Origin of the sequence: Methanosarcina horonobensis HB-1 = JCM 15518 (genome assembly GCF_000970285.1) — an archaeon.
Lineage (GTDB): Archaea > Halobacteriota > Methanosarcinia > Methanosarcinales > Methanosarcinaceae > Methanosarcina > Methanosarcina horonobensis.
In genome coordinates this window covers 1,993,593-2,018,893 of the sequence record NZ_CP009516.1, presented here as the reverse complement: position 1 = coordinate 2,018,893, position 25,301 = coordinate 1,993,593, and the positions used below count along the sequence as shown (strand labels likewise).

At 45.1% G+C, this 25,301-nt stretch carries 23 protein-coding genes and 1 pseudogene; 6 read left to right on the top strand and 18 right to left on the bottom strand.

What is annotated here, in order from left to right:
- Window positions 1–108 precede the first annotated feature (108 nt).
- The 14 genes and pseudogenes from MSHOH_RS08880 to MSHOH_RS08825 form a co-directional block, all read right to left on the bottom strand.
- On the bottom strand, window positions 109–1,020 hold the full coding sequence (locus tag MSHOH_RS08880; RefSeq protein ID WP_048139013.1) for a bile acid:sodium symporter family protein: 912 nt from the start codon (window positions 1,018–1,020) through the stop codon (window positions 109–111).
- A gap of 20 nt (window positions 1,021–1,040) precedes the next feature.
- Entirely contained in the window at window positions 1,041–1,568 is a 528-nt protein-coding gene (locus MSHOH_RS08875; protein WP_048139009.1) for an LURP-one-related/scramblase family protein, read from the bottom strand.
- Between the two features lie 490 nt (window positions 1,569–2,058).
- The gene (locus tag MSHOH_RS08870; RefSeq protein ID WP_048139007.1) at window positions 2,059–2,976 is read right to left on the bottom strand and encodes an HAD family hydrolase; all 918 of its coding nucleotides are present in this window, start codon (window positions 2,974–2,976) and stop codon (window positions 2,059–2,061) included.
- A 32-nt stretch (window positions 2,977–3,008) separates the two neighbouring features.
- Window positions 3,009–3,137 carry a hypothetical protein gene (locus MSHOH_RS25615; protein WP_269849916.1) on the bottom strand — a complete coding sequence of 43 codons (129 nt, stop codon included), beginning with the start codon at window positions 3,135–3,137 and terminating at the stop codon, window positions 3,009–3,011.
- A 368-nt stretch (window positions 3,138–3,505) separates the two neighbouring features.
- A complete protein-coding gene (locus MSHOH_RS08860; protein WP_048139004.1) occupies window positions 3,506–4,996 on the bottom strand; it encodes an arylsulfatase in 1,491 nt (496 codons plus the stop codon).
- A gap of 69 nt (window positions 4,997–5,065) precedes the next feature.
- On the bottom strand, window positions 5,066–6,382 hold the full coding sequence (locus tag MSHOH_RS08855; RefSeq protein WP_048139002.1) for an anaerobic sulfatase maturase: 1,317 nt from the start codon (window positions 6,380–6,382) through the stop codon (window positions 5,066–5,068).
- Between the two features lie 150 nt (window positions 6,383–6,532).
- Window positions 6,533–6,898, bottom strand: a complete 366-nt coding sequence (locus MSHOH_RS08850) for an AI-2E family transporter (protein ID WP_048139000.1) — start codon at window positions 6,896–6,898, stop codon at window positions 6,533–6,535.
- Between the two features lie 127 nt (window positions 6,899–7,025).
- Window positions 7,026–7,313, bottom strand: a complete 288-nt coding sequence (locus MSHOH_RS08845) for a hypothetical protein (RefSeq protein WP_239451289.1) — start codon at window positions 7,311–7,313, stop codon at window positions 7,026–7,028.
- Between the two features lie 228 nt (window positions 7,314–7,541).
- Entirely contained in the window at window positions 7,542–8,054 is a 513-nt protein-coding gene (locus tag MSHOH_RS08840; RefSeq protein ID WP_239451288.1) for a DUF1269 domain-containing protein, read from the bottom strand.
- Between the two features lie 654 nt (window positions 8,055–8,708).
- Window positions 8,709–8,906: pseudogene (locus tag MSHOH_RS25110) on the bottom strand (S-layer protein domain-containing protein); the annotation flags it as partial.
- Window positions 8,907–9,310: 404 nt separating this feature from the next.
- Window positions 9,311–9,751, bottom strand: coding sequence for a DUF1269 domain-containing protein (locus tag MSHOH_RS08835; protein WP_239451287.1), 441 nt, complete (start codon window positions 9,749–9,751; stop codon window positions 9,311–9,313).
- Window positions 9,752–10,745: 994 nt separating this feature from the next.
- Complete coding sequence (locus tag MSHOH_RS08830) at window positions 10,746–11,303, bottom strand: DUF1269 domain-containing protein (RefSeq protein WP_048138996.1); 558 nt, start codon at window positions 11,301–11,303, stop codon at window positions 10,746–10,748.
- 41 nt (window positions 11,304–11,344) lie between these two features.
- Complete coding sequence (locus tag MSHOH_RS25610; protein WP_269849907.1) at window positions 11,345–11,479, bottom strand: hypothetical protein; 135 nt, start codon at window positions 11,477–11,479, stop codon at window positions 11,345–11,347.
- A 245-nt stretch (window positions 11,480–11,724) separates the two neighbouring features.
- Complete coding sequence (locus MSHOH_RS08825) at window positions 11,725–12,744, bottom strand: AI-2E family transporter (protein ID WP_394297768.1); 1,020 nt, start codon at window positions 12,742–12,744, stop codon at window positions 11,725–11,727.
- Window positions 12,745–13,126: 382 nt separating this feature from the next.
- On the opposite strand from MSHOH_RS08825, the gene MSHOH_RS08820 reads away from it, so the two are divergent.
- Entirely contained in the window at window positions 13,127–15,019 is a 1,893-nt protein-coding gene (locus MSHOH_RS08820) for a DUF1254 domain-containing protein (RefSeq protein WP_052730780.1), read from the top strand.
- Window positions 15,020–15,297: 278 nt separating this feature from the next.
- On the opposite strand, the gene MSHOH_RS08815 is transcribed toward MSHOH_RS08820, so the two are convergent.
- On the bottom strand, window positions 15,298–16,347 hold the full coding sequence (locus MSHOH_RS08815; RefSeq protein WP_048138993.1) for an AI-2E family transporter: 1,050 nt from the start codon (window positions 16,345–16,347) through the stop codon (window positions 15,298–15,300).
- 154 nt (window positions 16,348–16,501) lie between these two features.
- Here MSHOH_RS08815 and MSHOH_RS24295 point away from each other — a divergent pair, with 154 nt between their 5' ends.
- Together MSHOH_RS24295 and MSHOH_RS08805 are read left to right on the top strand one after the other, a co-directional pair.
- On the top strand, window positions 16,502–16,834 hold the full coding sequence (locus MSHOH_RS24295; RefSeq protein ID WP_162197620.1) for a hypothetical protein: 333 nt from the start codon (window positions 16,502–16,504) through the stop codon (window positions 16,832–16,834).
- A gap of 43 nt (window positions 16,835–16,877) precedes the next feature.
- Window positions 16,878–17,141, top strand: a complete 264-nt coding sequence (locus MSHOH_RS08805) for a hypothetical protein (RefSeq protein ID WP_048138990.1) — start codon at window positions 16,878–16,880, stop codon at window positions 17,139–17,141.
- 443 nt (window positions 17,142–17,584) lie between these two features.
- Here MSHOH_RS08805 and MSHOH_RS08800 read toward each other — a convergent pair whose 3' ends face one another.
- The 3 genes from MSHOH_RS08800 to MSHOH_RS08790 all read right to left on the bottom strand — a co-directional run bounded on the left by MSHOH_RS08800 (window position 17,585) and on the right by MSHOH_RS08790 (window position 20,510).
- Entirely contained in the window at window positions 17,585–18,607 is a 1,023-nt protein-coding gene (locus MSHOH_RS08800; RefSeq protein ID WP_048138988.1) for an AI-2E family transporter, read from the bottom strand.
- Window positions 18,608–18,754: 147 nt separating this feature from the next.
- Window positions 18,755–19,333: an LURP-one-related/scramblase family protein gene (locus MSHOH_RS08795; RefSeq protein WP_239451285.1), complete on the bottom strand. Its 579-nt coding sequence runs from the start codon at window positions 19,331–19,333 to the stop codon at window positions 18,755–18,757.
- Window positions 19,334–19,349: 16 nt separating this feature from the next.
- Window positions 19,350–20,510 (bottom strand): iron-containing alcohol dehydrogenase, encoded by a 1,161-nt coding sequence (locus MSHOH_RS08790; protein WP_204245406.1) that lies wholly within the window; start codon window positions 20,508–20,510, stop codon window positions 19,350–19,352.
- Between the two features lie 599 nt (window positions 20,511–21,109).
- On the opposite strand from MSHOH_RS08790, the gene MSHOH_RS08785 reads away from it, so the two are divergent.
- The 3 genes from MSHOH_RS08785 to MSHOH_RS08775 all read left to right on the top strand — a co-directional run bounded on the left by MSHOH_RS08785 (window position 21,110) and on the right by MSHOH_RS08775 (window position 25,121).
- On the top strand, window positions 21,110–21,919 hold the full coding sequence (locus MSHOH_RS08785) for an alpha/beta fold hydrolase (RefSeq protein ID WP_082089286.1): 810 nt from the start codon (window positions 21,110–21,112) through the stop codon (window positions 21,917–21,919).
- A gap of 81 nt (window positions 21,920–22,000) precedes the next feature.
- A complete protein-coding gene (locus MSHOH_RS08780) occupies window positions 22,001–22,966 on the top strand; it encodes an alpha/beta hydrolase (RefSeq protein ID WP_048138987.1) in 966 nt (321 codons plus the stop codon).
- A 175-nt stretch (window positions 22,967–23,141) separates the two neighbouring features.
- Window positions 23,142–25,121: an amylo-alpha-1,6-glucosidase gene (locus MSHOH_RS08775; protein ID WP_048138985.1), complete on the top strand. Its 1,980-nt coding sequence runs from the start codon at window positions 23,142–23,144 to the stop codon at window positions 25,119–25,121.
- Window positions 25,122–25,301 lie beyond the last annotated feature (180 nt).

Sequence of the window (25,301 nt, the reverse complement as noted above, 5' to 3'; positions counted from 1 at the left end):
CTATTACCTGCAGGTATTCTCGTTAAGTATGCCTGTTATTCAAAGAATTTCATGCTCGTTTTGTCATCCTTATAGATGATCGCTTTTTTTAGATTTCTATATCTCTTTTTACTTTCCCGGTGCTGAAGAAAGGTTTTCTTGCTCCCGGATCTCCCCTCCAGGCATTTTTGCCTTTTTCCCCATCTCTCCTCCTATAAACATCAGCAGTATAAGGCCTGCCAGTGCCACTACCAGGATCATGACCATTACGTCCGGGTCTGTGAAATTGAGCGTGGCAATTGCCAGGGCTGCCGAAAGGTTGCGCTGGGCGGTCCCGAGGGCAAGCACTCTCCTGATAGGCCTGCTGGGTCCTCCGAGGAAGTAGCCTGTGATAAATGAAACAAGCACAAAAACTACTGCCGCCATAATTGCGGTGCTGCCGATAACGCCTATGAGGTCAGAGAAGTAGACCACAAAGAAAGCCACGAAAAGAACAAGCAGAGAAAGGTTGGTAGCCTGGGTCATTATGGGCAGGAGCCCATCGGTTACTTCTTCGTACCTGGCTCTGATGAACAGGGCAATTGCAAGTGGGAGGAGCATTAACAGGATAAGGGACTTTGCTATATCCCAGGGGTTGATTGTAACCCCTGAGAGCAAAAGTGGGAGGACTATAGGGACGTAAATAATAGTCACTACCATCAGGAGCACCATTAGCCCGACTGCAAAAGCGGTGTCACCCTTTGCCACCTGTGCAAGTTTCGGAAGAAACGGGGCTCCAGCGGAAGTGCCGAGAAGGAAAAGCCCGATGGAAAGTCCGTCGGAAAGCGGGAAGATCAGAAGTATAACGAGGGCGAGCAGAGGGACGAGTACAAAATTGGCTGCCAGCGAGAAGATAACCAGATTCCTGTTTCTCAATGGGACGAGTATCTGCTGAACTGTGAGGGAGAAGCCCATGCCAAGCATGCTGGTGAGAACAAAGATCAGAGTCGCAAGGACACCAATGGTTTCAAGAAAGTTCAAAAAGGAAACGGTCTCAACCATTCTTCTCTCCCCATCTCTTTTCAGTCATGTACCATCTGGTCAAGTGCCGCAGTAATTGCAAGGATCAGGGCAGCATCCTGTCCCGGAGAAACCTCCACTCCATAGGTATCTCTTATCCGGAACCATTTTTTCGAAATCTCTGCAACTTTTTCCCTCCCTTCCTTGATCTCGTATTCATGATCCAGGATATTTCCCTGTACATCCATTTCAGGCCCATTTGCGACTTCAACTTTAAATCGGTCTCGGAGAGGTGTAACCAGGGCTTTTTTAATTGTTGCGGCTGTTTTTCCATCCGCATCCTCGATGTCCATCGTATCCTTTATCCTGAGAAGTTTCTCCTTGAGTTTATACACTTCATTTCCCTGCACATCTTTGATGATCAGAGTGTCGCGAATCCGGAGAGCTTTACCATCAACATAGAATGCCCGCTCCCCAGCTTCGTTTTCTATCCAGTAGTCGTCTCCGATGGTAACAAGTTTTTCGTGCATTTTGTAGCGTTGTACGCTTTCTTCTCCACGGCCCCTGAGACCGCCCATGATTCGCTTCATCAAAATCACTCCCTTTGTTTACTAAATTCACTTACCTGCCTTGCAGTGTCTATTTTTTGTTATAGACCAGAGGAGGATGATACTGGTTAGCCTGAAACTGTAGTAACACTGGAACTTACTTCCAAGTCTGGTCCAGGCTGCTTCTGATCCAGGCTGCTGGCTCTTTGGACTATTCCAGATTGTTCCCCCCACGGATACAAAACAGTTTATATATACAATAATATATAATTATATTATTTACAATAATGGTACAGAAGTTTTTTAAAGTAAGCAGTCCAATCCAACAAATAATGAATTATTTAATTACAAATTTTCGTTTTTTTATTCATAAGCTAGATCAAGTGACTTATTCTATCGAATAGCCGCCCTTCCTTATTGTTCAAAGGCTCAATCTCTTTTACTAACATTTGCTGGGATATTGTAGTCCTTTTCATCCTGTTTCTTGTGGTTTTCATACCTTGCACCTTCTTTGGCGTTGAACTGAAATATCTCAGAACACAGTCTTCCAATCATCCTTCATGCTGACCACGATCCAGCCACGTTCCTTTGCCATCTGCAGCGTCTTCTCGCTTCCCTCGTCATAGGCGTACTCGCGCTTTGCATCGTCATGGCGGAGCAGCAACGATAGAGAGCGGTAACCACTTTTCTGTGCCAGCCACAGCATATGCAGATCTCCATCCGAATTGCCGGCGGCCAGGATGGGCTTGCGGCCGATATGCAGCTCGATATTGACCGGCTTGCCTGCTCCGTCGTCGATGGGATCGACCAGACCTCTCCTGCGGAAAACTACCGGCCCCTTATCAGTCATCCGGGTCTCAAATGAGATGTTGCTGCCGATAACCCGCTCTCTTGGAATGTTGTAGATCTCCTCCGAGACTGTACGCATAAAACTCATGCCGCCTCCAGAAGCCAGGAAGACCTTAAAGCCGTTATCACCAAGGTAGCGTGCAAGCTCAACCATTGGCTTGTACGTCAGGTCCTTGTACAACACGCCAAAACGGGGATGCTTGGCGGTCTCCATAAACTCTTTAGCCATAAGCATAAAATCGTCCTGAGACATGCCGGCGTGAGAATCAAAGACGATCTGCATCAGCACTTTAATATCGCCGCCAGCATGGGGATCAATCTTGAAAAAGTAGGTCAGGTCGCCCGTTGCTGCTGCCTTAAAATGTGGCTGGTCCAGGAGTGTAGGGTCTGCCTCAGCCAGCTGTTTCAGCCGGTCTATGACAAAGAAAACCTGAACATAGACGGGCTTCTCCACCCACATGGTTCCATCGTTGTCCAGGACGGCAATTCGCTCGGCTTCTGGAACAAAATCAGCGCTCTCAGGATTTGAGATGACGTTTACGTAATTGATGATTGCTTTCTTAGCTGGTGTTTCGTTCCACAAAGAGAGACTTTCGGACATTATCAATTCCTCTTACTTTATTTCAGATGAAGTCATAAAATCCACTGCCTTTTGTGGCGGTGGAGGTAAAGTGCTGGAGTGTGCACTCGCTGGTGAAGGCTGAGGCTTACCCTGCCGATTTGACATTCCCTGTATGGAACACCTGCGATGCGATCGCCCATCCAACTTCCCGTACTGGCGGTTCACTCCCGTTTCTAAACGCCGTTGAATCTGAAATCGGTTCTTTTGGGAAGCTGGATGAAGAACGACACCCGCGAGCAACCAATTGCATCAACTCACAGATTCCGCATCCTATTATCGGGCCGTCGGTGGAGTACTTGCAAGCAGCGACTCCTCAACCAATAGCCCACCACCTATACAGGAACCGAAGCAAGGCTCAAATGATGAGGGGCTCCTGAAATCCCGAACAGGCATTATCCAGTTTGAATTTCCTGAAAATCTGTTTTTGGTTCCATATAAGAACAGTCTACTCATGTTACTGAGCATTACCCTGAAGGAGTAGAATGTTCCGGATACGGGACTTCAACCTTCAGGTGCTCCCGATTCCCTGCAAAAGCTTTTCCATTACCCTGTCAACGGTAAAACTTGCCGCTTTCTGGCGTGGAGGGAATTCTTTAAACGTTGCCAGAAAGTTTCCCACTACACCCTGGGCAGGCACCAGCAGGAATGCGTGGTCGAGCAACCAGTCGTAATAAGTGTTTGAGGTCCGATCCGCCCTTTCATAAGGGTCAGTACGCAGGTTGAATATTTTTGGTACACGCAGAGGGACAAAAGGTTCTGCCCAGACCAGGAGCGTGCCGATGGCGCGTTGCTCCAAAAAGACCATTTTCCAGTTGTCGTACCGTAGAGCTACCAGATCTCCATCGTCGGAGAAGTAAAAGAACTCATCCCGGGGTGATTTTTTCTCCTTTCCGGTCAGGTAAGGAAGCAGGTTATAACCGTCAAGATGCACCTTGAAAGTTTTGTCTCCTTCTTTGTGGCCTTTTTTGAGCTTCTCCTTAATATCCGGTTCTCCTGCTGCGGCAAGCAAAGTGGGCAGCCAGTCCAGGTGGCTCACAATCTCATTAGAAATCGTGCCTGCCGGGATCTTGCCAGGCCAGCGTATTACCTCAGGAACACGGAAAGCTCCCTCCCAGCAGGAGTTTTTCTCGTTGCGGAACGGAGTCATGGCCGCATCGGGCCAGGAGTTCATATGTGGTCCGTTGTCCGTACTGTAGATAACAATGGTATCATCCGCAATATCTATTTCGTCCAGCAGGTCGAGAAGCACGCCTACCTGCCGATCGTGCTCAATCATGGCGTCATGGTACGCGGATTGCCAGCGCCCCGACTGTCCCCGTATCCTGTCCGGGATGTGTGTCCTGAAATGCATTTTTGTGGTATTGAACCAGACAAAGAAAGGCTTGTCCGCCTCATGCTGACGTTTTATAAAATCGATGGCAGCATCCAGAAACTCCTGGTCTACTTCTTCCATACGTTTTCTGGTCAACGGGCCGGTATCCTCGATGCGGCCGTCGGCATAACTATGGATTACACCCCTTGGGCCATAGTTCTTTCTGAAATTAGGAAAGTCTTTTTCAGGCGGATAATCGCGTTCTTCGGGTTCCTCTTCAGCATTCAAATGATAAAGGTTGCCAAAGAACTCGTCAAAACCATGGTTTGTGGGCAGGTGTTCGTCCCGGTCCCCGAGATGGTTCTTTCCAAACTGGCCAGTCGCATAACCCAGCGGTTTAAGCAGTTCGGCAATTGTAGGGTCTTCGGGCTGAAGTCCCACTTTGGCTCCTGGCATTCCCACCTTGCTCAACCCTGTACGGAAGGCACTCTGCCCGGTGATAAAAGATGCCCTGCCGGCAGTGCAGCTCTGCTCTCCGTAAGAGTCCGTAAACCTGATACCTTCATCAGCAATTCTATCAATATTCGGTGTTCTGTAGCCCATCAAACCGTCGCTGTAGCAGCTAAGGTTGCTAATGCCAATGTCATCTCCCCATATGACCAGAATATTCGGTTTCTTTTCTGTCATTCTTAATCCCCCTGGATAAATTGGTTTATTGATTGACTAATTGATGATTGATGTCTCGAGGCAGCTCTTTTAAGAAACCTTCCGGTCCTTCTTTCCAGATTCTTTTTTCTCGCTACCGTGACAGCGTTTGAACTTGAGCCCGCTGCCGCAGGGACAGGGCTCGTTTCGTCCGGCCCTCGCAAAAGCGTCTTCAAGAGCAAGGACCTGCATCACCTCTGATGCCGGGTAGCCCCTGCGTATCAGGCCTGCTAGGATCTTCATTGGAAAGTCGATGTGCCGGAAGAAAGCTTTCCAGCCCTCACAGAGGTAGTTCAGTCCGGGTTCCCCGGCAGGAGTGGTGAGGAAGCGGTTTTTAGGGCATTCCCCTCTGCAGGCAAAGAACACCTCACACTCCCGGCATGTCTGCGGGAGAGTGTCGCGTTTGTCCTGCCCAAACCTGTACTGTTTTTCCGAAGCGGCAAGCTCGCCTATCTGTTTTTCCATTATATTGCCCAGCAGATAGTCCGGCTCTACAAAATGGTCGCATGAGTAGAGGTCTCCGTTGTGCTCCAGAGCAAGCCCCATCCCGCATGTTTCCTCAAAAACGCACATTCCTGAAGGCAGCCCGAGCCATCGGCGTGCAGAAGCCTCAAAGGTCTGCACAAAGACCTTTCCAACATCCTCTCTCACCCATTCGTCAAAAATGCAGCTCAGAAACTTTCCGAATTGTTGGGGCTGGACTGAGCGGTCCGAGACCGTGTCTCCTTTCTGGTAAAGGGCACGTCCTCCCTCATTGATTCGTTCTACAACCGGAATAAACTGAATCCAATCTGTTCCGGCTTCATCCCGCAGGAAGCGATAGACTTCCAGCGGATAATCGGCATTGACCCTGTTTACTGTTGTCAGGACATTGTACTCTACGCCGTATTTTTGCAGGAGATGAAGTCCCTCCATAACCCGCTCGAAGCTTCCTTCCCCTTTTTTGTCCACCCGGCAGGCGTCGTGTAGTTCTCGCGGGCCGTCGATGCTGATGCCAATGAGAAAGTCATTTTCCTTAAAGAATCGGCACCATTCGTCGTCCAGAAGCGTGCCGTTGGTCTGCATCGTGTTTTCGAATACCATTTCCGGTTTTCTGTACTTTTCCTGAAGTTCGATTGCACGCCTGTAAAAGTCGATTCCCATCAGGGTGGGTTCTCCTCCCTGCCAGGCAACAGTTACCTGCTGGCTGCGGTGGGCTGCGATAAGCTGCCGGATGTAGTTCTCCAGCACTTCGTCTGACATGCGGAACCTGCTTTCAGGATAGAGTAGCTTTTTATGCAGGTAGAAGCAGTAGGAACAAGCCAGGTTGCAGATAGCTCCTGTCGGCTTGGCCAGCACGTGGATTCGGGGGGGTAGAGAGTTTGTCATTTAGCAGTCCCTCCCCTGAGCCTGGGTTCCCTGCTTGGATTTTAACTCCATGACTCGGATAATCATTTGGGCCATGATTCGGGTTTCGTAAGATCTTCCTGTGTTTTCTGCCACTCGATATTCTCCTTTTGTCCCGTGTATCCGAACCGCTTAGTCCTCCGCAAAAACTCCCTCCTCCTGTAAGCGGTGCACTGTTTGTACCTCGAACTGCAGTAACCATGCCTCAAGGCTGGCCCATCCGGCATTGAGCTGGCGAACGATCTCGGCTCCCTGATCAATGAAACCTCTGACCAGGACCATAAACAGGATAGCGGCACCCAGAAATATAAGAAACATTGTCAGCACCGTGCCAGTATTACGTTGAACATGCCGCCGTTCCAGCATGTCTACCAGCGGCCTGAAAACAATTCCTATCACTACAGCAACGAGCAACGGGACTATAATACCGCTCACCGTTGTAATGATGCTTAATATTGTGCTAGCGGCGAGCAAGATGCCCAGGAAGAGCCAGCTCATAATGCCTGCTCGACGCAGCCAGTATGGTGTGCTTCTGGAAAATTCGCTTCGATGACCTTTGTCCGTGATGATTTCTCCCCTGTGATAGGTCTGGCAGTTACCGGACCGCCAGGCCTCTATCCTATCTTTACTGCCTCGCCATGACCATGCGTGTTTCAGCTTCTTTGTCCTCGATCAGTTTGCCGCTCACATCCACGGTCACGCTGTAAATTTTGCCTGTAAACTCAAAGGGAGGCTGGTAGTCGGGTGTGACCGGAGCCCCGGGAGCTGACCCGCAGGTAACCTCGCTTGTTAGCCCAAGCATAAGTGGGGTCGTTACCGGGACCTCAGCCTGCCCGACTAAGTTTTCGTCTATATAGAGCTGAGCCCTTCCAGGTGCGCCTTTTCCGCTGGCAACATCCGGTTCCCCGGTCACCTCGAACTCGAAGCGGTATTCTTTAAGCGGTATATCTGTTTCCTCCCGATTGTTAGTTGATGTTTTGAAAAATTCTGGAACAAAAGCAAATAGAAAGTGAACTTTTTTCCTCTCTACATCCTTTTTATTTATAATCAGCAATTTTCTTGCCTAACTATCAATTTCGAGAAATCTAAAGTGGTTTCCAGAGAGATTCTCCCTGGTCAAACCTGATTTTATATACTAAGTTTATTCTTCAGCAAAGGCTTCACGCAATTTGTCTTCTTCTTCTTTGGACAGGTTGGAAGCAATGAGCTCAAAGTCCATTCCTTTGAAAGCTTCCTTTACCTTATCCTGTACGGCATCGCTGGTCATCAAAAACAGGGCTGATGTGCCTTCTGTCACTTTGCTGCGGACCGACTTTATGAAATCATCACTGATCCCCACGTCGGCAAAGGAGCCGGACAGTGCACCAATAGCTGTTCCGACGACTATCCCGAAGATCGGAACCAGAAAGATCAGGCCTAACAGCATGCCCCAGAATGCCCCGCTCAGTGCGCCTGCCCCGGCCATGCTGGTTAATTGGCTTGTCTCTGGCTTCTTTTTTCCCTCAGGCCAGGAGACGATGGCTGCGTCTTGCAGAGTGATCAGTTGCCTCTTACTTAAATCCTCTACCACTGCAAGTGCATCTTCTGCACCGCGAGGAGTGTTAAATTTTAGAACTGTTAGAGTTGCTATGTTTAAACCTCCTTTTATATTCACTTTTTTTCTTCGTTGCTTTGTTTTTATGCCAGCTCGCCAATCAAGGTGTAACCGTTATCTCCATTAATGCAGTATGCTTTCTTCATGGGTTGTTTCCTCATGGCCTTACGGTTCATAGATACTGGTATCTAGAGATACTGGTATCCTGCCATAGACAAAGCTATCCTGAGCGAAATAAATTCCATTAAAATGCCTTTTTGATTATCGGTTTGAACCTGAAAGCTTGAGATTTTGTCAGATGTCTTTTATTACTCTGAAAACTGCTTGCCAGGTATCTACCGTAAATTTTGATGCTGTTAACCCCTAAGGAACCTTCGAGCCTGCTCCCCCCAAGCTCGATATTAATATTTTGCTTTATATAATTATTCTTTTATATATATTATCCTATGCATGTTGATTTATTTTATCGGGTCTGATGAAATGGATTGCTCCTTTCTATTGGAAAAGATGATTAAGTTGCAGTTTTTTCTGACCTGTCCGAGTCTCGCTTCGGGATCAGAAAAATCTATGATTTTTCTTTTAGTTGCACTGCAAGTGCAAAAACAGAGGTCTGTTTCGCTTCGCTCAAGCAAACTAATTTAGTATGAAAATGCTTTTAAGCACTTTCATTTGTTTGTGCCTGTTATTCTAAGAATTTCATGTTCGCTTGTCGTCGAATTCGTCATCAGACTCGATGGTAATTGCATTTGCGTAGTCAATGAGCCAGAGCCCTTCGATCTGAGCAATGCTGTCGACTTCTCCCTGGAAGACCTGGTTGACATGTACTCTTAAAACTGTCAAGAACGAGCCTGGCAAGTTTGTCAGCTTTGTCAGATTTGAGTGGGATGAACTTCGGTGCACCGAAACGATCATGCTGTAATATCAAATCAGTAACAGAAATCAGTAACAGAAATCAGTAACAGAAATCAGTAATAGAAATCAGTAACAGAAATTGAAGATGATGGAATATGGGTGTGGATGAGTTTTCACCTCAATTCTGGCTAATAATTGATTTTGTGCCGGGACCAGGAAAGCAGGACTTAAATACATGGCTGAAATAAAGAAATAACTTACGCAGTTGAGTTGATCTATAAAAGAGCTTTGAAACTTTAAGAAAAGTATAAAATACAGAATGGAGGGAAAAATAAGAGTAGAGGGAAAGACTGACTTTTCGCTCCCACCTCAAGCTTAACTCTATTCGGAAATCATTGTTCTTTACTTACAACCAATTTCCGAAAATACTTTAATTCCCGGAAAGGCGGTTTTCAGGTCAATATTCAGTATGCTGGAGCTACTTCTTCTCCTTCTTCTGCAAAGGCTGCACGCAGCTTGTCCTCTTCTTCTTTGGACAGGTTGGAAGCAATGAGTTCAAAGTCCATTCCTTTGAAGGCTTCCTTTACCTTATCAAGTACGGCATCGCTGGTCATCAAGAAGAGGGCTGATGTGCCTTCTGTCACTTTGCTGCGGACCGACCGGATAAAATCGTCACTGATCCCCACATCAGCCATGGAACCGGTTAGTGCGCCCAGTGCAGCTCCAACAACCATACCAAATATCGGGACAAAGAAAATCAGACCAAACAGCATACCCCAAAAGGCTCCGCTAAGCGCACCTACCCCGGACATACTGGTTAATTGCTTGGTTTTTGGTTTATTTTTCCCCTCAGGCCAGGTGACTATAGCTGCATCCTGCAGGGTAATCAACTGTTTCTTGCTCAAATCCTCTACCACATGAAGTGCCTTTTCAGCACCACCAGCAGTCTCAAACTTCAGAACTGTTAACGTTGCTATAATTCGAGCCTCCTTTTATGTCAAATTTTATGTCAAATATTTTGTTGTTTATTGTGTTTTTATGTTAGTTCGCCAATAGAGGCGAAGCCATAATCTTCACTGTTATTTTGTAAATCTTGAAAAAGCTGGGTTAACCATATCTTCTTCCCCTGGTTACACACTTTCTGCTGTCTGAGCATGCAGTAAAATAATAGCCGGGAAAAAGCCTTGCTCAAAATCCACAAATACTTTTGTTTCGGGGGTCGAAGAATAATCTGGCTTCTGGCAGGGAAATCCACAGTATGATTTTTTCATTCCTGTTAAAAAACAACCTTCCAGACATCTACCGATAAGTTTTGATGTTGTTAACCCCTGATAGTGATCTTCGAGACCGCCCCCCAACCTCGTTGTTCAACAATCTGCTTTATATAATTCTTCTTTTATACATATTATTCTATGCATGTTTACTTATTTTATCGGGTCTGCTGAACATGATTATTTTTTATAATTTGAGACTCTCTCGTTTTTTATTATTAAGCTCATTCTTCTCTCGTTTTTTATTATTAAGCTCATTCTCTTATCAGATTCTTGTTCTGTCGGAAATTATCAGCCCATTTTCCAGGCCAGCAAGATAAACAATGAATCGAAAACCGTGGAATCAACAAGTACAGACTAAAATTCTCTATCCTGCGGCCTGATTTCCTCATTCCAGATAATGAAAATAAAGAAAAATAAGTAATTTTACACCTTCAAATATTCACTGCACTTAAAAATAGAATATTAAACCTTTACTTTCTTCCTTTTTTATTATGAATGCGGATTGTGTAAAAATTCCGTAAGATTATGTAGAAATTCCGCAAGCTACAGGTGAATAGTCCCCTTTTTAGAAGGACTATTCTTCTCTGGACATTTTGCCATGTTTCTTCCGTTTTCTGGCAGTCTTTCAGACGGCAGGTGCTGCCTCAGATCCCCGTTTCTTCTCCGCGAATTTAACTGCTTCTGCCAGTTCCTCCCCAACCAGAATCAGCAGTTCGGGTGTGATCATACCTTGAGAGACCAGAACCCCTCCTGCATCACGGAGCGCCTGTTTAAGCTTTTTTGCCCAGAGATGTTCAATAATAAGGATAAGAGCCGCAGTCCCTTCAGGGATAGCGTCTGTTATTTCCAGCATATCTTCTTCAGTGATTCCGTAGTTCTCCTGGGCTGCTGCCAGAGCTCCTTCTTCCGTGCCTGTTCTGGCTCCCTCTTCCCCTCCTGCTCCAAAACCGATGAGTCCTCCTATAACCGCTCCGAAACGCCTTCTCTCTTCTTCGTCCAGCTGTGACGCCTCCAGAGCCGTGACATTTCCATCATTGTCCTTCCACAGTAAGAGCAGGTCAATGAGCCTGATCACTCCCTTTTCCATGACTGATTCAAGTTCGCGGCGGATCTTGCCGTGAAATTCCGGTTTATCGAACGCGATAACTAACATTTGCATAGGTCCATACATTACTTCGGCCATTTATTTTCCCCCTGTTGAAATTCTTCTTTCTCTTCTTCTGCTTACCAGTTCTTCGTTAATTTCCATCCGTTTCCTCTTTTCTCATCGGTAGTCCAGTAGCTATCTGGATAAGCCATGAAATCTTCCCTCATATTTTCAATGGTAACCCTCTTTTTTCCCCTGATCTGTAATTCCATGTCCGAAAAACAGTTTCAGCAGTACTATCAATGAGCAGTACTATCAATGACATATACTCGAGTTTATATAAAATTGGGCATATGTAAAAATGCATGTAAGATTAAAACTTACCGAAGAACTGGAAAGATCGGATGTGACTCCCTATTCTGGGATCAACTTTTCCAGGGATTCTTCAGAACCAGGTATAGAGATGTAGATGCAGCACCCTTAGGTTCCAGGTACATAACCTCTAGCAGGGATAATTTTAGAGTACGTTTTTTCCTGCATTTTCTTCATCCTGACCTCTATCTCCACTTGATTCCATCAGTTTAGCCATCAGGCGTGTGTCCTCGGAACTTTCCAGAATTATCTTTACAACTATTGTAAGGGGTACGGCAATCAGGGCACCTGCTGTCCCAAGCACATAAGACCAGTAAAACAAAGAAAGAAATACCAGCGTCGGAGACAATTTAAGGCCTTTTCCTGCAATAGATGGGAATACGACATTTTCTACCAGTGCATTAACAATGGTGATGGCGATAAGGACGCCCAGTGCCCCTATAGGCCCGTATTTAAACAGGCCAAGGAGCATAGGTGGAATAGCTGCAAGATAAAAGCCCAGATAAGGGATATAACCGAACAGGAAAAACAGGAGGCCCCAGAGAATAGCAAAATCTATACCTCCGATGAGGAGAAGTATGGCAACTCCAATACCCCCAGCCAGATTGGTCTCAGTCCTCAGGAGCATGTAGTTTACGACGGTTCTGCTTAATTCGGCAAACCGTGAAAGGTGGACTGGTTGATTTTCAGCTCCTCTTTGCACTTTTTCTGGAGCACCTGCAGCATCCAGAAGTAAAAATGTTGTCGTGATAAAAATAAGCACAACTGTTGATCCGGCGTTTAAGGCTCCTGTAATAATTCCCGCACTCGCACTGAAAGCAAATGCTGCAATACTGCGCAGTATTGATTCTACGGATTCTCCAGATACAGGCAAATATGTTGAAATACTGTTCAGAATACTCTGCAACTGAACATCATAACTTGGAATCCTGTCGCTGAGCTGGAGTAAAGAGCTTACAAACAGAATTGCGGTTCCAAAAAAAACAAACATGAAAAGAATGATCACCAGAAAAACACTAGCCTTTCCAGGAACCCCTTTCCTCATGAGCCAGCGAACCAGAGGAGCAAAGATTAGAAAGGCAAAAAGAGCGAAAAAGACCGGTACAAGTATTGGTGAAATCGCCCTCATACCAAGTGTAAGGAGAACTGCAGCAGTGCTGTAAATTAGAATTTTGGCTGGTATTGAAATATTTGTATTTATGTTTACATCCCCAATCTTTCTCTTGCTGCTAACTTTCTTCTATAATAATGATTTGAAGCAAAGCTTAGGTGCTGAATCTTTTTATGTATAAATTAGAGTTGGCAGACATCCAGAAGCAAGTTCTACCTTGTTGTGTCACATGAATAGTCCATTTGATCCTCATTTTCTTCCGATATTTCTTTCCCCTTATTGAAAACTCTGCAGTTAAAAAACAGTTGAGGTACTCTAATATAAAAAATATATATAAAATTTAAAATATATATGAGTTCGCATATATACTATTGTAATTAAGATTTAACAAAGAAAAAACGCAGTTTGATTGGTTTGTTATGTGGGTGGTATATCAGTGGTAGAAAATCCAACAACAGAAGTCTCGAAAGCTAACATGCTTCTATCTGAGAAGCAACAACTGGTGGCAGGAGTCTTCGCCAGCAAGACGGCTGCAGACGCTGCTATGGAGAAGATTAAGAGTCTTAGTTCCCAGCTTCAGATGATGAACGCCAGCAACATCCTTGTCCTCGCTAAGAACGATAAGGGCAAAGTCGATACAAGCATCATTGATATTGGTTCGACTTCCGGCGTTAATATAGCTGCGCTGGCTGAACGTATTGCAGGGAACCTGATTGCCGTTGCTGACAAGCCAGTGGGTAGCCCAACTGAGCTAAATGTACAGGCAACTCACCTGGGTCACGCTTTAAACCCTGGCGCAGTGGCTATCGGCCTGTTCATGGACCCGCAATATGCTGGTAAGATCGAGGACGGTATCAGGAAGACAGGTGCCCAGGTTCTTACAGTCGAAGATCTGAAGCGAATTGGCGCAGGTTCGGGTGCGGCTGAGGGTACAAATGACCTTGCAGTTAAGGCAGCTGAAGTGCCACATGCAGAGCCACAGACAGCTACCTTGGTTTTTGACTGGCAGGAGGAATATGCATACTCGCTGGGCCTGCAGGCGTTCATATATGGTTTCCCGTATGTCTACAATGCTCTCACACGCTATAAATGGACAAACATCCCGCAGGATCCAAAGCGTGTTCCTTACGCGCCTGTCAACCATTTCTGGCATGCTGACGAACTCATGGACGCCACTTACCGCGACGGCGGTTGCCCGAACAACGACACACTGTACTCACTCGCCTGGGTAGATCTAAGCAAAGAGCCAGTAATTCTCACCGTGCCCGAGATCCCGGCTGATCGCTACTGGACGTTTGAACTAATGTCTTTTACTTCGGACAACTTTGCCTATGTCGGCCAGAGGGTTGGCTCCAGGGCTGGCAATTATGCTCTCATTGGCCCTGGCTGGCACGGTAATCTACCTGAGGATGTAACCGCCGTTACGCCGTCCTCCCCGACGTCGTGGATATTAATTCTTGGCCGCACTCTGGCGGATGGCATCGATGACCTGCCAGCCGTGCATGCGCTACAGGCACAGTACAGGCTGACACCACTGAGTTTCTGGGGCAAACCCGAGGCAAAGCTGCCCGAAAGCCGCGACGTCTACAAGCCAGTTGTTGCGCCCGCCGGGACCGAGGACCCGCTAGGGCCGTGGAAGACGCTCAACGCCATGCTGGCTGAGAACCCCCCGGCAGCCCACCATGAAGTGTTACTCAAACAGTTCGCATCTATCGGGATCGGGCCGGATATGGATGTAGAGCAGCAGCCAGAGGTAGTGAAGAAGGCGCTGCAGCGTGTGCTGGGCATCGGCATACCGTTGCTCAGGCAGCAGTTCATGAGTGGGGTCTGGGCAAAGTTTGTCAACGGCTGGCGCTACCCTCCATCCAATATGGGCCGCTTTGGGGATGAGCTCCTGAAGCGTGCTGCGGACCAATCTCTGGCCGGGATCGCTGCCAACGACCCTGTAGAGGCGGTCTATCTTGTCAACCTTACTGACAATTTCGGCGAGCCGCTGACGGGCGCTCACAGGTATGAGATAACTTTCACCAAGGGCTACGAGCCGCCCGTAGATGCATTCTGGTCGATGACCGTCTACGGTAACGATTATAACTTAATTCCCAACCAGATCAACCGCTACTCTATCGGTGACCGTACCCCGGGCGTCAAGAAGAATGCTGACGGGGGGACAACCTTTTACTTCCAGAACGGGTCGCCTGGCCCAGATAAAGAGTCGAACTGGCTGCCGACTGGCAGTGAAGCGTGGTTCATCATTCTGCGCATGTACATTCCACACGCTGAGGTGATCAATGCGGAATGGAAATGTCCGCCGATTACAAAAGTAGACTAATATGGACAAAACCCGGTTAATATTTGATTTGCTTCCGCTCCCAGAAGCGGAGGTCTTTCATCCTATGGCTTAAATGCAAAACGTATATAACATGTGCAATGAGGAAACTTGCAGCTACCAGTTATAATCGGGATTTCGTCCTGTCTGCCAGTGAGACGATCGGCTGCTTAATAACCACGTGCTTTTGACGCCAGGGCGACAATTCTCTGCACAATTGCCATCCCATTCGTCTCCCCCCTTCTATTTTCTTGTTTTTGCAATTTCCCTCTTTCTTATCCTCACCCGCTGCTTATTTCTCCCTCGTCCATATCTTCTGCCGGACCCATTAATCTGGCCATCCATTTTGTTTCCTCAAAACTCTCAAGTAAAATCTTCAAAACTAATGTAAGAGGTATGGAAAGCAGCACACCTCCAAGTCCAAGTACGAAATTCCAGTAGAGAAGAGCAACAAATAAAAAAGCAGGGGATAATTGCAGGCCTTTTCCCATCATTGACGGGAAAAGAACATTTTCTGTAAGCGCATCGACAGCAAAGATAATGATAATGACTGCAAGAGCCCCTAAAGGCCCATACTTGAAAAGTGCAAGCATTATGGGAGGAATAGAAGCTATAACCAGACCAATATAGGGGATATAACTTAGCAGGAATATAAGAACTCCCCAGAGGACAGCATAGTCTATACCACCTATAAAGAGAAGAAGAGCAATTACAAAGGATGTGATAATGTTTACTTCTGCTCTTATGACAATAAATTTTACCAGCTTCTTGCTAAAATTACTCAGCCTAAATCGGAGTTCAGATTGCTTCCCAATTTCCTGATTTACTTTTTCAGGAGCATTAGCGGCATCTATTAGCAAGAAGGCTGCTGTGACTATGACGATTCCAGCTGTTGTCGAAGCGTTCACAATCCCGTTAACGATGTTTATCATAAGAGAAATCGTGATTGACACGATACCGCGAACAATTGACTGTATGGAAAAACCTTCGTATGAAGGAATGTATTTTGCATAGTTGTTCGCTAAAGCAGTTAATTGATCCTGGTAAATAGGGATCTGGCTCCCAAACTGAAATGCTGCTCTGACAACTATTACCCCGAGGACCAGGATAATTACAGTGAATAAAGAAATTGCCATAATAATGCTCAACCAACCTGGAACTCCCTTTTGTTTTAGCCAGCGAACGAGCGGGGTGAAAAGCAGTGCAACGAATATAGAAAAGATAACGGTTGTGAGTATAGAAGATATTTCTCTCATTCCGATTGTAAGGACAACAGCAAAAGTAGTGTATACTAAAATCTTGGCTGGTACTGTACTGCTATTTGTTTCCATATTTTACAACTCCCCCATGTCGGTTTATAGTAACTAATCCTTTTCTTTCATAATCAGTTAATGCAAATTTGATTGGTTCACGTTTTCAGATAAACAACTATCTGATGTTCTTTTATCTGTAGCCCCCTGGACAAAAACATTTAGAAAAACAGTCGTGATCACTGAAAGACTTACAGTTTCACTTCCCCCAATTCCTCCCGTTTCTTCCATAGCAGTCAATAACAGAACAACGGATGCAAGGCCTCCGGGCCCAAACCAGCCCAGGAAAAATACGGTTTCAGTATTCAACTTCATGCCAATCAGGGAGATTGCCACAGGTATCATACAAATAAGCGTGAGGCTCAGTACCGCTTTTGCAAGTGTAATACCTTTTAAAAGAAAAGCAGCAACAATAGCCCCAAAGGCAATTGTAAGTGACGTTCCAAGAAATAAGAAGCCGGCCTGGAAGTTTCTCTTCACGCAACAGTGTCTGAAGTTCAATTTTTGAGGCATCCGGAAATAAAGTCAGGACAGGTGCAAGCTCAGCTATCATGAGAACTAGACTGCTTCTTGGAGTGAGACCTGCAGGGTCAAGCCCCTCAGGGCTGAGCAACATTCCAGCTGCTACAAAAATCATGGGGGCGGTGACTGCAGTACCTGAGATCTTTCGGGAGACAATGCCAAAGACAAAGAGCAACACTGCAAAAGCTATGACAAAATTTGCAATTTCTGATGTCATGGAAATTCCTTTTGTCTCAGGTTGCTCTCATTGTTGTGTAGTCTACCGCTTCAGCTCATCCATCTCTATTCTTTGAAAGTTACTCCCTCTGTTTTATCTCAGTCCTGAACTTTCCTGATATGCTAAAGGATTCCTTATTTTCCTCTGATCCTTTTTCCCATATGAACTTAGTAAATACCTTGGTTTCGGTATCCAACGAGGCATACTCTTCTGGATATCGGTAGTAAAAGTTACCCTGAATCGGTCAAAGATATTTCCTATCCTAATTACAGATATATTAATAAATATATTTACTCGATTTATAATTTTGCATCTATTTATATGTCTTTTGAGAAAAAATAGATTTGAAAGAAGTGCCAGATAATCAACTGATTTCCATCCTGTCCTGTCGAAAAATCTTCGGATTTTTCAAAAAATTATTTTTGCTTGCAGTTACTCCGCTTGCTCTCTTACATTTACTCCGCTTGCTCTTTTTTATTAATCCTTTTTATTTACCTCTTTTTACTAATCTCCTTTTTATTAATCCTCTTTTTCAGACTCTCTCAACTCTGTCCTCCATCGCATATCACCGGAACTTTCTATGACCATTTTCACAACCATTGTAAGGGGTACGGCTATAAGTGCACCAGGAGTACCCAGTACATAAGTCCAGTACATAAGAGATATAAAAATGATTGACGGAGGTAATTCAAAACCTTTCCCTGCAACGGATGGAAAAAGGATGTTTTCTATAAGCAGGTTAAGAAGCCATATAGCGACAAAAACGGCCATCGCTCCTGCAATTCCGTACTTAAATAATCCGAGGAGTGTCGGTGGAAGAACGGCCAGAAAAAATCCAATGTAAGGAATGTAACCGAGAATAAATGTTAATATACCCCAGAGAATCGCAAAATCTATACCACCTATGAAAAGAATTAGGGCAGCCCCTATACCTCCTACCAGGTTAATTCCTGTTCTTATAACGATATAGTCCACAAGCTTACTCCCAAGATCATTAGTTCGGGATAACAGGAAAGGGTGTTTTTTAGCTTCTTTTCGAATTTTTCCCGGGACTGCAATGTCCAGAAGTAAAAAAATTGTCGTTATGATAATGAGGCCTACGGTGGTTCCGGCATTCAAAATCGTTGTAAGGAGTCCAGCTGTCAGGCCAACAATAAACACTCCTATATCAGGTAGAAATCCTTCCAGTGGCATTCCTACCGGCAGATATCCTGCAAGGCTTTCCATGCTTTCCGTTAATTGGATCTGATAGTCAGGGATCTGGCTGGTGAATTGAGGTAAAAATTCCATAAGCAGAACTCCGGTACCAGTAAAAACCATGATAAAGAAGAGGATTACCAGACCAATACTTACTCCCCCCGGAATTCCTTTCCTCTTGAGCCAGTAGATGAGAGGGGCAAAGATTAGAAAAATAAAAACCGAGAAAAAAATAGGTATGAGTATAGTGGCTATATCTCGCATTCCGATTGTCAGGATAACCGCAGCAATACTGTAGATCATAACTTTAGTTTGCATTGAAAAATTGCTTACATTTATGTCCATACCTCCCACGTATTTATTTTCATTAAGGTGTTTCTTTTCTAACTTGTCAATAAGATTCGCATGGAAGAAAAGACTATCATGGAAGAGAAGATTACAACAGTATGCTCTCCGATATCAATAGTAGTCTATCTCAAAATTGTAGTCCTATCAATCATGCTCCATCTGGTCAAGAGTAGCTGCAATTGCCAGGATCAGAGCAGCATCCTGTCCGGGCTCAATCTCCACTCCGTAGGTATCCCGCATGCGGAACCATTTTTTTGAGACCTGTGCAATTCTCTGTCCATTGGAATCAATCTCATAATTGTAATCCAGAATATTGCCCCGGATCTCCATATTTGGCCCGTCTGGAACTTCAACTATCCATCTGCCCCGTAAAATCTTAATGAAGGCTTTTTTAATTGTTGCTGCGAGACCACCGTCAGCCCGCTTGATATCCATCGTATCCCTTATTTTAAGCAATCTTTTCTGAATTTTGTAAAGATCATTTCCCTGTGTATCTTTTAAAACCAGGGTATTGCGCAGGCTGAGGGCTTTTCCATCCACATAGAAAGCTTTTTTTCCGTTTTCGTCCTCAATCCAGTAATCGTCTCCAATGGAAATGAGTTTTTCATGCATCCTGTAGATGTGCCTGCTTTCTCCCCCACGGCCTTTAAGCCCACCATAACCGATCATAAAATTCCTCTCTTTTTTATCTTCAACCCTGATTTTTGATTCCAGATCGTTCATAAGGTACTCTTTCAGGTTACATAGCTTTCTGGTAAATCTCAATAATCTCCTCTTTCGAGAATTCTCTTGGACTTGTGAGGCGGCAAACATCCTGCATGGCATTTTTCGCCAGAAGTTCGAGATCTTCTTCTTTTGCGCCAAGCTCTTTTAAGCCTGAAGGAATTCCTATATCGGATGCAAGTTTCCTGATTACGTCTATAGCCCGGTCTGCAGCCTCTTCCGGACTTAGCCCTTCAACTTTTTCTCCCATTGCTTTTGCGATATCGGCAAAGCGTTCCGGGACAACCTGCTTACTGTATGCCTCGACATAAGGCAGAAGGATAGCATTGCAGACCCCGTGCGGAAGGTTATAAAAACCTCCTAGCTGGTGAGCCATAGAATGTACATAACCAAGGCTTGCATTATTGAAAGCGATGCCTGCAAGATATTCGGCGTGTGCCATCATGTCCCTTGTCTGCACATCTTCCCCATGGGCAACGGCTTCACGTAAATATTTTGAAATGAGTTCTATGGACTTGATAGCAGCTGCGTCTGTTGTCGGGGTAGCCATTGTGGAAACATAAGCTTCGACTGCGTGTGTCAGCGCGTCCATTCCTGTTGCAGCCGTTAGCGCAGGAGGCATGCTTACCATTAATTCGGGGTCGTTGACTGCTACATCGGGTGTGATCCGCGGGTCAACAATAGCCATTTTGATGTGCCTATCCGTATCCGTAATAATTGTAAAACTCGTCATTTCACTCGCAGTACCCGCAGTCGTATTTACTGTAATAAGAGGAGGAATTCCTTTCGTAACTTTTCCCACACCTTCGTAATCATTAATCCTTTTACCATTATATACCACAATGCCGACCGCTTTTGCACAATCCATAGGGCTTCCTCCCCCGACAGCAACTATCACATTACAGTCTTCTTTCCTGTAAAGATCTGCTCCTTCCATAACTGACGTATCAGTAGGGTTCGGGTCCGCTCCCGGAAAGATTACTGCTTCTATGCCTGCTTTTTCAAGAATTTTATATATGTCCAGTGCAAGCTCTTCTCCATGTCTGCTTTTCCCTGAAACTATTAGGGCTTTCGTAGCCCCAAAGTCTTTTGCATGCCTGCCGATTTCTTTTACGCATCCAGGCCCCATAAGGGCTACTTTTGGGTTCAGGTAAGTGTATGTCCTGTTTTCTGCCACGCTTTTCTACTCCCCTTTAGAAATCCTTTATATCTTCCTAAAATTTTTATTAAAAATACAGAATATTAATGGAAATGATTTTTCCCGAAAGCTATTAAAGTTTTGCTCCGGGATAGGGTTTCTGAAACCGGTGCATAAAAATGCAGTTGACAAATGGCAAATATTTTTTGATTTCTTTTGTCCATACTTTCCAGAATTGTTAATTATAAGGAAAATTTATTCGATTTAATTTATATATTTTCCAGTAATTTATACACTATTCATCAGCAATCGAAATTTAAATTTTTAGTCAAAAATGAAAGTAGTTAGTTAAAAGTGAGAGTGATTAATAGTCAACTCACGAATTAAGTACATTTTAACTGTCACTCCACAGCACAGTGCTGGATTATGAAGTGTCAATGTTTACTGTAAATATTTATTGTGAATTTTTACTGTGGATGTTTACTGTGAGGACTATAATTAAAATTTGAAACATCAATCAGTGAACGATCGCGGGATATAAGGCTGTCATTTGATGTGGGGTTTGATCGTTCGCATATTTCTTTAATTCCATGATTTATATTTGGTCATTCAGCTATAACGAATGGGGATGGATTCAGATGACAAAGAAGTATTTACTTGTCGCATTATCCGCGATCATTTTTGTAGTAAGTATTGCTTTCATAAATGCTCAGGCACAACCTGCTAACGTCTCCAGAGATTCCGAAACGCTCTCCAAACCGAACATTGTCCTGGTGCACGGTGCCTGGGCTGATGGGTCAAGCTGGAGCAAGGTTATTCCGCTACTTCAGGAAAAAGGGTATAATGTTACAGCTGTCCAGATCCCTTTGACCTCACTAGCTGAGGATGCTGCAGTAACACGCCGCGTATTAGCTATGCAAAGCGGCCCTACAATCCTTGTCGGCCACTCATACGGTGGCGCGGTGATTACTGAGGCGGGGGCTAATGCGTCCAATGTTGTCGGGTTGGTTTATATTTCTGCATTTGCTCCTGACGAAGGAGAAGTCCTTGGTGAGCTCAATGAGCGAATGCCCGCTGCACCTGGCATGGCAAATCTTCTCCCTGACTCCGAGGGCTTTCTATGGATTGATCCAGAGGCTTTTCCGGAATCGTTTGCTCAGGATGTCGATCCTGTTCAGGCCAGGGTGATGGCCGCAGTACAAAAACCTGTCCCAGCAAGCATTTTCGGCGAAAAAACCACTCAGGCAGCATGGAAGTCCAAGCCTTCCTGGTACCTGATATCAGAGAACGACAGGATTATCAATCCCGACCTGGAGCGTTTTATGGCAGAACGCATTGGAGCAAGGGAAGTTGTCTCAATATCATCCGACCACGCCTCTTTAGTCTCACATCCTGATGAGGTAACCAGGCTGATAACAGATGCAGCAAATGCCACGACAAAGTGCTAGGCAATGAGGTAATACAATAAACCGAATAAAAACCAGGTATGATTGTCAGCTTAATCAGATTTTCATACAGGAGGATTATCAATGAATCATACTATTGAGCTACTCGAACCAGCTACCAGAGAATTTGTAGAAAATGTCAACAAGCAGGGTGGAACGCCAATCTACAAACTTTCTCCGAAAGATGCCCGTAAAGTTCTTTCAGATTTGCAGGCTAGTGATGTCGCAAAACTGCCTGCAGACATCGAAGACATGGATATTCCGGTCGGTCCTCAGGGAAAAGTTTCGATTAGAATACTAAGACCAGAAGGAAGTAAGGAAAACTTACCGGTCGTGATGTATTTTCATGGCGCCGGCTGGGTTCTCGGGGGAAAAGATACGCATGATCGGCTGGTCAGGGAAATCGCCAATGGAGCTAACGCTGCGGTTGTATTTGTCAATTTCACGCCGGCTCCTGAGGCAAAGTATCCTGCGCAGATCGAAGAGGCATATGCTGCGACTAAATATATTGCTGAAAACGGAAAAGAACTCAGACTGGACAGCTCACGGCTTGCAGTTGCTGGAGACAGTGTAGGCGGGAATATGGTTGCAGCTGTCATGCTCCTGGTAAAAGAGAGGGGTGGGCCTAAAATTGATTATCAGGTGCTCTTCTATCCTGTGACTGATGCTAATTTTGATACTCAGTCATATCAGCAGTATTCAACCGGAATCTGGCTTACCAGGGAAGCAATGAAGTGGTTCTGGGACAATTATTTACCTGATGAAGAAGCACGAAAGCAGCCGACAGCATCTCCTCTACAGGCATCTATTGAACAGCTTAAGGGACAGCCTCCGGCTCTTATTATTACTGATGAAAATGATGTGCTTCGCGACGAAGGCGAGGCATACGCACATAAACTGATTCAGGCAGGGGTCAATGTTACAGCCGTTCGATACATGGGAACTATACACGATTTCGTGATGCTAAACGCACTTGCAGGCACGCCTGCAACCTGCAGCGCAGTCGGTCTGGCGAATGAAAATCTCAAGATCGTTTTTGCCAGATCGTAATTTTGCAGCTCTTGCTTGCTGTAAGCTGGCTGTTTAGCATGAAAGAAAGCACTTGAGGATGTGATATTTCAGGTAAGGGTCCCTTGGCATTTACAGCAAAATTGCGATACTGCCGAAGACCCGGCTAGTTTTTCAAACGTGCATTTATTTAATAAATCGACTCTTATCAATATACATGAGTGAGGGCAGGTTTGGAGCAGATTTTCTTTCAACATACGAAGAAGGAATAAAAAGAGAATGGGTTACAGGAAACGGACTTGGAGGATATGCTTCCTCTACGGTCATCGGGGCAGGGACAAGGACTTACCACGGGCTGCTTGTAGCAGCTTCCGAAAATCCCCCTGGAAGGTTTTTGTTTCTTTCTTCCCTTGACGAGGAAATCTCTATCAACGAAGAAATTTATAAACTTGCAGCCCATAAATACCCGGACATAATTTCTCCTGAGGGCTTTAATTATCTTTCCGAATTTATCCCCAACCCATTTCCTCTCTGGGTTTACCAGCCCGGGGATTTTACTGTAAAGAAAAAAGTTTTCATGGTGCATAATAGTAATACAACCTGTATTCTCTATGATATTACATCCAGAAAAGAAGGAGCTATGTTAAGAATTTACCCTCTGGTAAACTCAAGAGACTTCCATTATACTATTCGCTCAGGATACCTTTCCTTTTCCCAGAAAACTAACCCTGCGGGAGTAGAACTGGAAAGCTCCAATGGTTTTATTTTCTCTCTTTCATCCAATCTCGAGTATCATGCTGACCCCAAATGGTACTATAATTTAGAATATGATATCGAGAAACAACGGGCATGCAACTTCGAAGAAGACGATTTCACTCCCGGCTATTTTGAAAGCAAACTCGAACCCGGGACTTCCCACTTCTTTATTGCTGCTTCAACAGGAGATATTTCTTCTTTTACCCTCGAGCATGTTGACGAACTTTATTCAAGAGAAGCAAATCGGCAGAACCTTCTTGCTCTCAATTCGAAGCTTACCGAACCTTTTGCTCTCAAACTTCTAAAAGCAACTGATCTTTTTATAGTAAAACATCCTTCTTCAGGTGAAAATACAGTGATTGCAGGATATCACTGGTACTCTGATTGGGGAAGGGATGCCATGATTTCTCTGCCTGGCCTGTTTTTAATTCCGTATCGTTTCAAAGAAGCCAGATCCGCTCTCGAATATTTTTCCAGACACTCTCGAAAAGGCTTGATTCCCAACACTTACTCATCTTTTGGAGGAGAGCCGGTCTACAATGCAGTGGACGCTTCTCTCTGGTTTATCCATGCCCTTTGCCGCTATTTCGCATATACCAAAGACTTCCTTTTCCTCACGGACATCTGGGACACTGTAGACAATATTATAGACAACTACCGTAATGGCACGGATTTTGGAATAGGTATGGATTCAGATTACCTTATTAAGCAGGGACCCCAACTAACCTGGATGGATGCGAAGATTGGAGAGTGGGCAGTGACTCCAAGAGCAGGTAAAGCCTGTGAGATAAATGCTCTCTGGTATAACGCCTTAAAAACGGCTTCCTACCTGGGTACCCTTCTCGGCAAGGATACCTCCTTATATGAGACTCTTGCAGCTGGAGTCGCTTCAAATTTCGAGAACGTATTCTGGAACCCTGAGGCTAACTGTCTCTTCGATCTCGTATATCAGGATGAAGCAGGAAACCAGATTAAAGACCCTGCAATCCGCCCGAACCAGATATTTGCTGTATCACTTCCCTATACCATGCTTTCTCCTGAAAAAGAAAGAACTATCGTAGATCGGGTTAAAAGCGATCTTCTTACTCCTTTCGGGCTCAGAACTCTCTCGAGAGATCATCTTTTATATAAAGGACAGTATCGCGGAGACGCCCTTACCAGAGATACAGCCTACCACAACGGGACAGTCTGGCCTTGGCTCCTCGGAGCTTACGTGAAAGCTTACAGAAAGGTAAATAATTATTCGGAAAGCAGCCTTGAGGATATGAAGGCTCTTCTCCAGGGCTTTGACATACATCTTGAAACCGCAGGCATAGGTACCATTTCCGAAGTGTTTGATGGTGACTACCCTCACTCTCCTGGAGGTACTATTGCCCAGGCTTGGAGCGTTGCAGAAATTCTCAGGGCATATGTAGAGGATATAATTGAGATCAAGCCTTGAAAAAGGAGTTTGTGTACAACTTTTTGTAATCTCTGGTTTGTTGACATAATTATTCGGCAGTTTTTTTACCTCGTCTCGGATCAACGGAAGCATTATGGATCGTTCCTAACTCCGCCCCCTAAAATAATGCACTCTGGTGACAGTGTGCGGATATCATAGGAGCCAAATTGCAATATGCAA